General features: G+C 38.5%; 13 protein-coding genes and 1 pseudogene. 4 read left to right on the top strand and 10 right to left on the bottom strand.

The features are described 5' to 3' along the window. Positions 1–26: 26 nt before the first annotated feature. Positions 27–758 (bottom strand): MerR family transcriptional regulator, encoded by a 732-nt coding sequence (locus tag JFU54_RS06965; protein WP_201064062.1) that lies wholly within the window; start codon positions 756–758, stop codon positions 27–29. Between the two features lie 99 nt (positions 759–857). On the opposite strand from JFU54_RS06965, the gene JFU54_RS06960 reads away from it, so the two are divergent. Then, positions 858–1,673, top strand: coding sequence for a YhfC family intramembrane metalloprotease (locus tag JFU54_RS06960; RefSeq protein ID WP_201064060.1), 816 nt, complete (start codon positions 858–860; stop codon positions 1,671–1,673). Between the two features lie 23 nt (positions 1,674–1,696). Here the strand turns inward: JFU54_RS06960 and JFU54_RS06955 are convergent. Beyond that, a pseudogene (locus JFU54_RS06955) lies at positions 1,697–2,139 on the bottom strand (hypothetical protein). 133 nt (positions 2,140–2,272) lie between these two features. Between JFU54_RS06955 and JFU54_RS06950 the strand changes: the two are divergent. After that, positions 2,273–2,827 (top strand): histidine phosphatase family protein, encoded by a 555-nt coding sequence (locus JFU54_RS06950; protein ID WP_201064058.1) that lies wholly within the window; start codon positions 2,273–2,275, stop codon positions 2,825–2,827. A gap of 74 nt (positions 2,828–2,901) precedes the next feature. After that, positions 2,902–3,381, top strand: a complete 480-nt coding sequence (locus tag JFU54_RS06945) for a YbaK/EbsC family protein (RefSeq protein WP_063218101.1) — start codon at positions 2,902–2,904, stop codon at positions 3,379–3,381. A gap of 20 nt (positions 3,382–3,401) precedes the next feature. On the opposite strand, the gene lipA is transcribed toward JFU54_RS06945, so the two are convergent. Beyond that, positions 3,402–4,298 carry a lipoyl synthase gene (gene lipA, locus JFU54_RS06940; RefSeq protein WP_002015922.1) on the bottom strand — a complete coding sequence of 299 codons (897 nt, stop codon included), beginning with the start codon at positions 4,296–4,298 and terminating at the stop codon, positions 3,402–3,404. Positions 4,299–4,487: 189 nt separating this feature from the next. Between lipA and JFU54_RS06935 the strand changes: the two genes are divergently transcribed. Continuing rightward, a complete protein-coding gene (locus JFU54_RS06935; RefSeq protein WP_063218099.1) occupies positions 4,488–5,471 on the top strand; it encodes a M23 family metallopeptidase in 984 nt (327 codons plus the stop codon). A gap of 57 nt (positions 5,472–5,528) precedes the next feature. On the opposite strand, the gene yunB is transcribed toward JFU54_RS06935, so the two are convergent. From yunB to sufD, 7 genes are all read right to left on the bottom strand, one after another. After that, entirely contained in the window at positions 5,529–6,260 is a 732-nt protein-coding gene (gene yunB, locus JFU54_RS06930) for a sporulation protein YunB (RefSeq protein WP_063218098.1), read from the bottom strand. A 55-nt stretch (positions 6,261–6,315) separates the two neighbouring features. After that, positions 6,316–6,618, bottom strand: a complete 303-nt coding sequence (locus JFU54_RS06925; RefSeq protein WP_002015926.1) for a YunC family protein — start codon at positions 6,616–6,618, stop codon at positions 6,316–6,318. Between the two features lie 65 nt (positions 6,619–6,683). Continuing rightward, positions 6,684–8,075, bottom strand: a complete 1,392-nt coding sequence (locus tag JFU54_RS06920; RefSeq protein ID WP_201065561.1) for a bifunctional metallophosphatase/5'-nucleotidase — start codon at positions 8,073–8,075, stop codon at positions 6,684–6,686. Between the two features lie 640 nt (positions 8,076–8,715). Further along, on the bottom strand, positions 8,716–10,113 hold the full coding sequence (gene sufB / locus JFU54_RS06915; RefSeq protein WP_002015928.1) for a Fe-S cluster assembly protein SufB: 1,398 nt from the start codon (positions 10,111–10,113) through the stop codon (positions 8,716–8,718). A gap of 48 nt (positions 10,114–10,161) precedes the next feature. After that, on the bottom strand, positions 10,162–10,593 hold the full coding sequence (gene sufU, locus JFU54_RS06910; protein ID WP_002089369.1) for a Fe-S cluster assembly sulfur transfer protein SufU: 432 nt from the start codon (positions 10,591–10,593) through the stop codon (positions 10,162–10,164). Next, positions 10,583–11,803, bottom strand: coding sequence for a cysteine desulfurase SufS (gene sufS / locus JFU54_RS06905; RefSeq protein ID WP_002015930.1), 1,221 nt, complete (start codon positions 11,801–11,803; stop codon positions 10,583–10,585). Before sufS ends, sufU begins: the two co-directional genes overlap by 11 nt. Next, entirely contained in the window at positions 11,803–13,095 is a 1,293-nt protein-coding gene (sufD, locus tag JFU54_RS06900; RefSeq protein ID WP_002139278.1) for a Fe-S cluster assembly protein SufD, read from the bottom strand. The genes sufS and sufD overlap by 1 nt, the downstream gene beginning before the upstream one ends. Positions 13,096–13,103: the final 8 nt, after the last annotated feature.

The following is a 13,103-nucleotide window of genomic DNA, read 5'->3' as shown; positions in this document are numbered from 1 at the left end:
AGGTGGAGAAAACCTCCACCTTTTTACTATTTCTTACGATCCGCATAAACCTCCATCGCATCACACATAAACTGCGCTAAACCTTCACCAAACTTATCAATATTTTTCGTAAAACGCTCATCAGCAACATACATTTGACCGAGTCCCTTAAAGGCCTCTAATGAATATTCACCAAAGTTTTGCAAGTAATCGTACCATACCCCGATTGCGGATTGCGCCTCTTTAGAATCAGGTGCTCCATTTCGAAGTGTTGCTAGATTTCTGTAAATATTATTAAACTCCTCCTGTTTCTCTTTAGACATCCCCTTCGCTGTTTTATTCGCTTTATCTACAGCCTCATCTCCCCATCGTTCACGTGCTTCTTCTTCGTACGGATTATGGCTGAAATCGAAGCCTTCAAATTTCTCTTTATTCGTCATTTCAATCTCTCCTTTTGTATGCTGAATTGTTTTATTAATCGTCGCTATCACCTTATCTAACCTGGCACGCTTTTCAAGAAGCATTTTCTTATGAAGCTGTAGCGCTTCTTCATGATCAAATGATGGACTCATGATAATTTCTTTAATCTTCTTCAAAGGGAAGCCTAGCTCTTTAAAAAATAAAATTTGCTGCAGTGTCTCTAAATTTCCATTGGAATACAGACGATATCCAGACTCTGTCGTCTCATCTGGGGTTAACAACCCAATTTCATCGTAATGATGCAGTGTGCGCACACTAATCCCAACTAAATTAGCTACTTCTTTTACCCTCATTGTCATGCGTATCTCCCCCTTAATACATACGATAAAGTATGACGCAACGTTAGAGTCAATAAGTAAATTCATTTATCTCTAAAAGTTTCATCTCTCCCATATTTCATGCATAATAGATATGTACATATATTAGAAAGCGGTGAAAGTATGGTTTCAAATACTGTAATTGCCAGCATCATATTTCAACTCGTTGTTTCGGTTCTGGTCCCAATTATTGTACTCGTTTATTTCCGTAAAAAATATAATATTAATTGGAAAGTGGTCGGCGTTGGTGTTCTTATCTTTATTGGATTTACCCAAATTCTCGAAACACCGTTCCACCTATTTATGCGTGGTAATCCAGCAATCGCTCCATTTTTAGAAAATCCGTATGTCTTTGCAATTTATGGCGGACTAACTGCTGGTATTTTTGAAGAATTAGGACGCTTCGTTGCCTTCTTCTTCCTACTAAAAAAATATCTAGAATATAAAGATGGCTTCGCTTATGGAATTGGTCATGGCGGGATTGAATCCATTTTAGTTGGCGGATTCTCTGCATTGCAGACACTTATATTCGCTAATGCTATTAACAATGGTAGCTTCACTCAAATGGCAGAAAAACTACCACAATTAAATCTTGTAAAGGATATGTTAATAGAACAACCTGCTTATTTATACTTCCTTGGCAGCTTGGAAAGAATTATGGCTCTTGTATTGCAAATTGCCTTCACAATGCTTGTCGTATACGCAGTAAAACAGAAGAAATACATTTTCCTCGTATACGCTATACTATTCCACGCACTTGTAGACTTTTTCGCAGCACTTTACCAAACAAAAACAATTAACATCTTTGTTGCAGAAGGAATTACTCTTCTCTTCGCGATTGGTGGTTTCATTCTTATTCGTAAAATGAAAGAGAAATTAGTAAGTGTGCCAGAATAAAAAATAACCCACCAGTTGGTGGGTTATTTTTTATATGGATTTTCGTAGTGATGATAACTTTTCCCCCTTGTAGTTCCCTCTTTGTTTCCGCATCTATAACGATGTACTTATGAAACTCATCTACTTCATCTTGAGAAAAGGAACCAAAAAAATAAACTTGGCGATCTGGATGAACAAACGAATCCTGAATCACCACTCTACTACGACAGCCGACAGCTGTTTTTTGTCGGAAGGTAAATTCTGCATCTTGTACTTCTTTCCATAAAATTTTCTTTCGAACACTATACGAAGCATTTTTGTATTCCTTATAGACCTTCTTATCTAACTGTTCATAAAATAGATTTTCATTCACAAACGATTTATTTCGATTGCTTGGATAGTCTAATTTTTGATTTGATTGTGCATATGTTGTGGACAATTGCGCGAGAAAACAAATACTGAATACAATGCATATCATTATTTTCATAATTGCACCTCAAATTTTCATTATCCACATTACTTTTCCACATACTTAGATCACTATTCCGTTTCCAATAAAAAGGAATTATTTCCACATTTGTCGAAGTATATAGCGTCAACTTGAAAGATGGGGATGAATTATGAAGAAAATTATTGTAATACGACATTGTTCCGCAACTGGACAAAAACGTGATGCCGAATTAACGTTTGCCGGAAAAGATCAAGCTAACACCCTTGCTGCATTCCTCTTAGAAAATCAGCTACAAATAGATCATATTATTTCGAGCCCATTTGTCCGAGCTATCGATTCCATTCGGCCCTATGCGCTCAAAGCTAACCTATCTATCGAAGAGAATGAACGATTAGCTGAACGTATATTAAGCAACGTTCCGATGGATGATTGGATGCAAAAACTAGAATCTACTTTTACAAACATAGATATTGCCTTTTCAGGCGGAGAGTCAACAAAACAAGCAACGGACCGTGCTATATCGCTTATCCAAGACGTTTTAAAGTTAAACCATACTACAACACTACTCGTTACACATGGAAACTTACTTACGCTCATTTTAAAGCACTTTGATCGTACGATCGGCTTTAGTGAATGGAGAACTTTAACGAATCCTGATGTTTACGAAATTACAATCGATGAACAAAGTTTCATAAAACGATTATGGGAAGCATCGTCCAAATAGTATCCCTTTCCAAAACACTCAGTTGACGCCACGAGAAGAGACTGTATTAACAATAGAGAGGGGTATCATTCCATATGTACGAAGACGTACTTTCTTTACTACATAAAACAAATGCTTCTTATGAAAAGTTTGAACACGAACCAGTACTTGACTATGAAACAGATCGTATCGTTCGTGAAAGACTTGGTTTGCAAGGCACTCCAAGTAAAAGCTTATTTTTAAAATCAAAATCCGGGGAGCATTACGTATTCTTTACGTTAGAAGGCACTCGCCTCAACCGAGGAGAGATGAAGGACATAACAGGAGAGAGCTTATCTCTCTGTTCTCCTAATGAGCTAAGAGAAGAAACTGGTTGCACTCCTGGATGTGTAGCTCCTTTCGGTTATTCACAAGATGTAACGATTATTGTGGACAGTTCAATTTATACTTACGATAAAATTTTAATTACACCTGGTGTACCTGAATTTACAATTGAATTATCCACAGAGGAATTAAAAAAGATTTTATCCACATGTCAAAATAAAGTTTTAGAGTATAAGAAAAAAGAGAGCTAATGATTAGCTCTCTTTTTTCATTATTTCGCTTCTGCTACTTTTTCTTTTGCAGAACGTACTTGCTCGTCCGCATGATAAGAAGAACGTACAAGTGGACCAGCTTCACAGTGGCTAAATCCTTTGCTAAGTGCAATTTCTTTTAGCTCTGCAAATTCTGCTGGTGGATAATATTTAATAACTGGTAAATGCTTCTTAGATGGTTGTAGGTATTGTCCAAGAGTTAAAATATCCACATTGTTTGCACGTAAGTCATCCATTGCTTCAATTAAATCTTCTCTCGTTTCACCTAAGCCCAGCATAATGCTCGATTTAGTTGGAATATCAGGCTGCATTTCTTTTGCTCGACGTAAAAACTCTAATGAACGGTCATATTTTGCTCTAGCGCGAACTCGGTTAGATAATCGACGTACTGTTTCAATGTTATGGTTCAAAATATCTGGTTTTGCATCCATTAACATTTTTAAGTTTTCTTCTACCCCACCCATATCAGATGGTAATACTTCGATAGACGTGAATGGATTTTCACGACGTACAGCGCGTACTGTTTCAGCAAAAACAGCTGCTCCGCCGTCCTTTAAATCATCACGTGCAACCGCTGTTATAACAACGTGCTTTAAGCCCATTTGTACTACAGAATCTGCTACGCGTTCTGGTTCTTGTAAATCAAGCTCAGTTGGTAAGCCTGTTTTAACCGCACAAAAACGACAAGCACGTGTACAAACCGCACCTAAGATCATAAATGTTGCTGTTTTCCTTACAGCCCAGCATTCATGAATATTCGGACATTTCGCCTCTTCACAAACTGTATGAAGATTCTTAGAACGCATCATTTTCTTTAAGCCTGTATAGTTTTCATTCGTGTTTAACTTAATTTTCAACCATTCGGGCTTGCGCTTATACTCTGTTTGTTTTGTCATGGTTATCAACTCCGCACAATATGAAATAGTTTACCGTGTTCGCTTCTTTCAATGTAACATATCTATTCTAACGTATGAAAGCGATTTGCTCAAATGAAGATTCTAAGATTTTTTCCAATCGTTCCCTATAATGAAATACTCCGTATATCCCACACTAAAAAGAGTGATGTTGTGAAAGGAGTCTATTTCATGCTTCGAAAAATTTCTCTTTTGCTTTCGATTTGCTTTCTTCTCCACCAAAACATCGCTTACGGTGAAGATAATCAGCAAAGCATATATGAAAAGCGCATGGCACTATATAAAGAAACTGAGCAATCTTCCGGTATTCCGTGGTATTACTTAGCCGCAATGGATCAATACGAAAGAAACATACGGAGCGTAAGAAAAGATATTCCGAAAAAACCAGATGCCATCATTTCCCTTTATTTCAAACCTGAAATATGGGCTGGACCTGTGAATAGTAATGATACTCTCCCCCATACAATTTCTCTATTTGGCGGAATGGGTTTAGATGGTGACAAAGATGGATTTGCAAATGCAAATAACGACCGTGATCTTCTGCATACAGCAGCAACTATTTTAAAGAAACAAGGAACGTCGGAAGACCGTGTTAACATTATGCTTTGGGAATATTATAGACGTGCAAAAACAGTTGAATTAATTACAGAATACGCCCGAATTTATAAACATTATGGACGCATTAATTTAGAAGGCAATGCTTTCCCTCTCCCGATTCGCAGTGACCATAGCTATCGTAGTACTTTCGGTGCTGGTAGAAGCTTTGGCGGCAGGAGGATTCATGAAGGAACCGATATTTTTGCTGGATATGGCGTACCAGTACGATCAACTTGCTTTGGCGTTATTGAAACAAAAGGATGGAATCGTCTTGGTGGATGGCGCATTGGTATTCGTGACCTTCATAATAATTACCACTATTACGCTCATTTAGGCGGGTTCTCTAAAGAAATACAGCTCGGACAAATTGTCGAACCAGGAAAAGTAATCGGATTTGTCGGTAGTACCGGCTACGGTCCTCCTGGTACAGCTGGAAAATTCCCGCCCCACTTACATTTCGGCATGTATAAAGACAATGGCTATACAGAATGGGCTTTCGATCCATACATGCATTTAAGCCTTTGGGAACGAAAAGAACGAGCAAATACAAAACGATAACCGTAGCAAATTGCTACGGTTATTTTTTATAAATATAAATCAATAGAACACTACTGACTAATTATCCATTTTCTTTTTATCTGGTACAACAACTCCCCCGCTTCCGTAATAAGTAGGCACTTCACCTTGAACGATGCGCGTCGCAATCGGAATGTTTTGCTTCACTTTAATTTCTTTCGTGCGTAACGGAATCATAACTTGTAACGTCACTTCCACTTCCATAATAATTTTGATTGCTGTATTATTAATTCCTTGCGGCTCAACTAATTGTTTAATATCCGTATTCACATGACCAATTGGCGTAAAATTAATCGGAATATCCGGTCCTATATTACCAAGAAGCGCATTATCAGTTATGCGCCCAAAAGGAACTGACATAGATACCCCATTCTCTTCAAAAATACCAAGTGCTTTCGTATCCCCTTTTTCTACTTGTTGTAAATATTTTTCTATGTATGCAGTAGTCGATGTTAATATTTCATTTACTTGTTTTGTATTTAAATCAATTGTAGATACTTTCCCGTTCCTATCCGTTTGTACTTTCATTAATGAATCTACATCAAACCCTTCATTAATTCGGTCTTTTACCGCTTTCGTCATAACTGCGGTTGCCATTTTATGAGTCTCTGTTTCCCCATACTTAATTAACGTTGGCTGAATACTTTTATTTACAATCCATAAACCTTGAACTACCATTACGATAAAAATAATAAATGAAATAAGCAGTATATACCGAAAGGAAATCGGTCCCCTTCGAAACCGCGAATTTTTCGAACGAAATATGCCCATAAGAAAACCCTCCTTCTTATATTATTTCTATGCAAGAAAGAGGGACGATATATGCTTATCTCATTTTTAATAGTGCATCTTTTCCGATTGTGCCTACCGGAATACCTAAAGCTTCGGCTCCAGTCGTTACTGATTCCAGCGGTGCTTCAAGAAGTTGTTCAATCGTTCTTACACCAACCGCACGGCCAGCAATAATTCCTCGATCACCTAACTTCTCATTTAGAAGACCTACATCTAAAGCACCGCACATAATATATCCTTTATCGCTCATTACAGCTAGCAAATTTGTCTTTGGAAGTTTTACGCTAACAGCAATGAACGTATAGTTATCAATTATAATTGGCTCTACATTAACCATAGTTCACACTCCTCTCTTTCTTATCTTTATGACAAGAGAAAAATGAGTGTTACAAGTTAACTAGCCTATAGTTTGATTGAAGATGTATAAGTTATCAACATGTCTGTTAGTACATCTCTAAGCAATTCCGGCATATAATATTGTTTGTCAGAAAGTGTGGATAGCTCTGGGTATAAGTATCCGAATGTAAACATATCAATCGTTCCTACCGTATATATCCGGTCTAATTCCAGCGATTCGCCGTTAATCAATACATCTTCTAGTAAAATTTTATTCCCTGGAATCGTATCTGGAATCACTTCCAAACCATCGTAAATCATTTTCCCCATTACTTTTCCACGAAATCCGAATCCTTTCACCTCAAGATTCTCCATATTCGGGCGGCGCGCTTTCAAAATAACTTCTCTTAACGTTTTCCCTGGTACTTTTAACAGACATGGATTAATTGGATGTGGACAAATCCGATGAATATCTCCGCGCGTCACAACACCTTCATTTAATCCCTCAAGAAGTACACCAGCATTCACCATCCCAACATCCGCATTACACCACTCTTTAAGTGCACTTGCCAACATATGAGAAAACGTCGTCTCCTTAAACCAATCAACCGGCAATGATTCTTTTAAATGAACGACAGGCTCGGCCATTATCTGTTTACTTTCTTCCTTTAGCATTTCAATTGTGGATAACGGCTCGCTATAAGCACCTAACCGTTCAGTCTTAATTGCTCTACCGTCTTTTTTCAACAGTCTCTTCGTCTCTTTATCCACAGTAAGCTGAACGTGACCAACGTAATGTCCCCACTTTTCACAACAGCAAAGCAAAGTATTATCCACAAGAACACCGCGCTCAAATAAATGATGCGTATGTGCCCCTAAAATAACATCTATATCATAATGCTCCGCCATATACTCATCCATACTTTTTCCAAGATGAGAAAGCACAACAGTAATATGAGCTGTATCCTTAACTTCTTCTAAAATAGACTCTAAATGGATGATTGGATCTTCAATATGCCAATCTAACATATGATAAAACTCTGGATAAGCTACCGTTAATCCAATAAAGGCAATCGTAATCCCATCTGTCGTTGTATGTAATTTATAAGGCTTCGCCCACGCTGGACGTACACCCTCTTTTTCAAATAAGTTCGCTACAAGCACCTCAAAACCAGCATCATCATATAGACGATTCAAATGCTCTTTCGCCAATGTAATTCCTTCATTATTTCCGATCGTTACATAATCATATAACGCCTCATTTAATAATTTTGTATTCCCAAGTCCATTTGTCGCTTCCGAAATACTATGAAAACGATCCACATGATCGCCAATATCCACAGTTAAAACAGTCTCCCCCGCTTCCTGTCTTCGCCTTTTCTCCCCTTGTACAAACCGAGAAATTTGCGGCCAATTTTCAAAATGACTATGTATATCGTTTGTATGATAAAGGTGGATGATTGTTTCTTTATTTATATTCAGAGAAAAAACCTCCTCTCAGTTCCTTACTGCCATTTACGCTATACGTACGCAATAATCCTGTAAATACTTTTCGTCTTTTCTTGCTATTCTACATTGTACTCGCATTATAAGAAAAAGCCAAAGATTGCCCTTTTAATATGGAAAACTTTATATTACTTTTTCTAGTCTGTTGATTAGTTTGAGGGGGGAATTTTTGTGAAATGATTCTAGTTGGTGGGGGGAGGAGATTTGTCAGTATCTTTGTCTTACTTCCATATAGGTGCTCCTCTCGTATTTAAATGTTGAGGGGGATATGAGGGATTTCTTTTGTATTACTTTGTCGACAAATCGATATTCCTTGTCGAACCGCTGATATATTGAAATTATCGCCGATATATTCCGAGTTGTGGTCGATATATTTCATTAAACACCCACCCGGGTATCTTACAGTCGAACCCGAATATACAACATAAAAAAGCGCCCTGCTATGCAGGGCGCTTTCTTCATACATATATTATCCAGTTCCAGCGGATAGAATGTTCGGTGGCTTCACTTCTTCCTATGAGGCAAAAAGCGCCTCTACGTCAGAAGCTCCATCCCCCTCACATTCTGAACGAGCCGCTTCCACTTTTAAATATTAACCAATAGAACCTTCCATCTCAAACTTGATTAGACGGTTCATTTCAACTGCGTATTCCATTGGAAGTTCGCGAGTGAATGGCTCGATGAAGCCCATTACGATCATTTCTGTAGCTTCTTGCTCAGAAATACCGCGGCTCATTAGGTAGAATAATTGTTCTTCTGATACTTTAGATACTTTCGCTTCGTGCTCAAGTGAAACGTAATCGTTTTTGATTTCGTTGTAAGGAATTGTATCAGATGTAGATTGGTTATCCATGATTAACGTGTCACACTCGATGTTAGAGCGAGAGTTTTTCGCTTTTGGTCCGAATTGTACGATACCACGGTAAGTTACTTTACCACCATGCTTCGCAATCGATTTAGAAACGATTGTTGAAGACGTGTTTGGTGCTAAGTGAATCATTTTCGCACCAGCATCTTGGTGTTGGCCTTTACCAGCAATCGCGATAGATAATGTTAAACCACGAGCGCCTTCGCCTTTTAAGATAACTGCTGGGTATTTCATCGTTAATTTAGATCCGATGTTACCGTCAATCCATTCCATCGTTGCGTTTTCTTCACAAACCGCACGTTTTGTAACTAGGTTGTATACGTTGTTCGCCCAGTTTTGGATTGTTGTATAACGGCAATATGCATCTTTCTTAATGATGATTTCTACTACCGCACTATGAAGTGAGTTAGTCGTGTAAACAGGTGCTGTACAACCTTCTACGTAGTGTACGTGTGCGCCTTCGTCTACGATGATAAGCGTACGCTCGAATTGTCCCATATTTTCAGAGTTAATACGGAAATACGCTTGAAGTGGTGTATCAACTTTAATACCTTTTGGAACGTAGATGAATGATCCACCAGACCAAACTGCAGAGTTTAATGCAGAGAATTTGTTGTCTGTTGGTGGGATTACTTTTCCGAAATGCTCACGGAAAATATCTTCGTTCTCTTTTAATGCGCTATCTGTATCTTTGAAGACGACTCCTAGATCTTCTAGGTCTTCTTTCATGTTGTGGTATACAACTTCAGATTCGTACTGTGCAGATACACCAGCTAAATATTTTTGCTCAGCTTCAGGAATACCTAATTTATCAAATGTCGCTTTAATTTCCTCAGGTACTTCATCCCAAGACTTCTCAGATTTCTCAGATGGTTTTACGTAGTACGTAATTTCATCGAAATCTAAGTCGTTTAAGTCGCCGCCCCATTGTGGCATTGGCATTTCATAGAACTTATCCAGTGATTTTAAACGGAAGTCTAACATCCACTGTGGTTCTTCTTTCATACGTGAAATCTCTTCAACGATCTCTTTTGTTAAACCGCGTCCAGCACGGAAAATCGAAACGTCTTTATCCTTGAAACCATATTTATAATCGCCGATATCTGGCAGTTGCTTCGCCATGTTGGTGTGTCCCTCCTTATATAACCTCGTTTTTAGGAACCTTTAACATTACTTATCTTCGTTTAAGCCCTTTTCTAACGCTTTCCACGCTAATGTTGCACATTTAATACGTGCCGGGAACTTGCATACGCCTTGTAATGCTTCAATATCTCCTAAATCAATGCTGTCATCATACTCTTTTCCTAGCATCATGTCAGAGAAAATTTTAGAAAGCTTAAGAGCCTCTTCAATTTTCTTTCCTTTTACTGCTTGTGTCATCATTGAAGCTGAAGACATTGAAATTGAACATCCTTCGCCTTCAAACTTCGCTTCTTGTACAATACCCTCTTCTACTTTCATCGTAAGTTGAATACGATCGCCGCAAGTTGGATTGTTCAAGTTAACGGTAACACTATCTTCTAACACGCCATGGTTACGAGGATTTTTGTAATGATCCATAATAACTTGACGATATAACGTATCTAAATTATTAAATGACATTTGTGAAATACTCCTTTGTCTTGATTAGCGATTCAACAAATGTATCAATTTCTTCTTTTGTATTATATAAATAGAAGCTCGCACGTGCTGTAGAAGAAGCTTTTAGCCACTTCATAAGTGGTTGTGCACAGTGATGTCCTGCGCGAACCGCAATGCCTTCTACATCTAATACAGTTGCTACATCGTGAGGATGTACGTCTTCAATATTAAATGTAACTAGACCAGCGCGATGCTTTGGACCATAAATTGTAACGCCATCTACTTCTGATAGTCTCTCTAAAGCGTATTGCGCTAATTCATGTTCATGCTTTTCAATATTATGAAGACCGATTTCTTCTAGGAAATCAATTGCCGCACCAAGTCCGATTGCATTACCGATAATCGGTGTACCTGCTTCGAACTTCCACGGAAGCTCTTTCCAAGTAGACTCTTGTAAGTCTACGAAATCAATCATTTCACCACCAAATTCAATTGGTTCCATATTGTTTAGCAATTCTTTCTTACCATATAATACGCCGACACCTGTTGGTCCGCACATCTTATGAGCAGATAATGCGTAGAAATCACAGTTTAAATCTTGTACATCCACTTTCATATGAGGTGCACTTTGTGCTCCATCAACGATCATGATTGCACCGTTTTCATGTGCGATTGCTCCGATTTCTTTTACAGGGTTAATCGTTCCAAGTACGTTAGAAACGTGCATGATAGAAACGATTTTTGTATTCGGTGTAACTGTTTGGCGAACATCTTCTAAAGAAATTGTACCGTCTAGTTGAAGCGGAAGATATTTTAAAGTTGCACCAGTTTTCTTCGCAACTTGTTGCCACGGAATGATGTTACTATGGTGCTCCATGTAAGAGATGACGATTTCATCGCCTTCTTTTACATTATCAAGACCATAGCTAGCTGCTACTGTATTTAATGCAGTTGTCGTTCCGCGCGTGAAAATAATCTCTTCCATTGATTTCGCATTAATAAACTTGCGAACTTTCTCACGTGCACCTTCATACGCGTCGGTAGCTTTCGTACCGAGCGTATGAACACCGCGATGCACGTTAGAATTATATTCTTTATAGTAACGTTCTAACGTTTCAATGACTTGAATTGGTTTTTGAGAAGTTGCTGCACTATCGAAATAAACAAGTTGTTTGCCGTTCACTTTTTGATCAAGAATTGGAAACTGTTTGCGTATTTCATGAATATTCATTAGCGAACTTTCCTTTCAATTACCTCAACAAGCTGTGCTTTTACTCCTTCAATTGGAAGCTCATTTACTACAGGTGCTAAGAATCCATGGATGACTAAACGTTCTGCTTCGCGTTTTGGAATCCCACGGCTCATCAAGTAGTATAATTGGTATGGATCTACGCGGCCTACTGAAGCTGCGTGACCTGCCATTACATCATCTTCATCGATTAAAAGAATTGGGTTTGCATCACCGCGAGCTTTCTCATCTAACATAAGAACGCGAGAAGATTGTTGTGCATTTGATTTAGATGCACCATGTTCAATCTTACCAATTCCATTAAAGATAGATGTTGCACTATCTTTTTGTACTCCGTGTTTTAAAATCCAACCTTCAGAGTGTTTACCGAAGTGAACAACTTTAGTTGTAAAGTTTTGTGTTTGGTTACCACGGCCAATTGTTACTGTTTTTGTATCAGCAAATGATCCGTCGCCCATTAAGTTCGTAACGTTCTCTGAGATTGTATTTCCGTCATTCATAAGGCCTAGAGCCCAATCAATACGGCCGTCGCGTCCAACAATACCGCGGCGGTTAACGTAAGTTGTTACGTCTTTTGCTAATAGATCAACCGCACCGAATTTCACTTGTGCGCCTTGTTCCACGATTACTTCTGCTACGATATTTGCAATACCTTTAGCATTTTCATTTGCAACGTAGTTTTCTACATATGTTGCAGTACTGTTCGCATCAGCTACGAATAATACGTGGTTATATACGTTAGCTTCTTCGCCGTCTACTAAGAATACAGCTTGAAGTGGAGTTTCAAGAACAACGTTTTTCGGAACATATACGAATGCACCGCCGTTGATTAATGCAGCATGAAGTGCAGTTAGACGATGCTCGTCTACTTTCACGCCGTCTTTCATTAAGTACTTTTGTACTAGTTCAGCATGCTCTGTTGCAGCTGTTACGATGTCTGTAAAAATAACACCTTTTTCTTTTGCTTCGTCTGCTAAAGAAACGAACGCAGTTGTACCAGCACGTTGTACTAATACGCTGTTATTTTCATCGATTAAGTTTTTCACTGCTTCTGGAAGCTCTGTTAAAGAACTTACAGGCTCTTGCTTAGCAGCGTCGCCTTTTCCGATAAAGTCCCATTTTTCAATTTTCGTTTTATCAGGCGTTGGCATTGGAAGTTCAGTTGCTTGTGCAAGAGCTTGTAAGCGGAACTCAGTCAACCAAGCAGCTTCGTTTACTTCGCTTGCGCGCTGACGGATTGTTTCTTGATCGAAAGGTAATGTACCGATTGTCATGTTTATGC

The organism is Bacillus sp. TH19, assembly GCF_016651075.1.
Lineage (GTDB): Bacteria > Bacillota > Bacilli > Bacillales > Bacillaceae_G > Bacillus_A > Bacillus_A mycoides.
The sequence above is the reverse complement of the archived record's forward strand: the minus strand, read 5'-3'. Positions and strand labels throughout refer to the sequence as shown.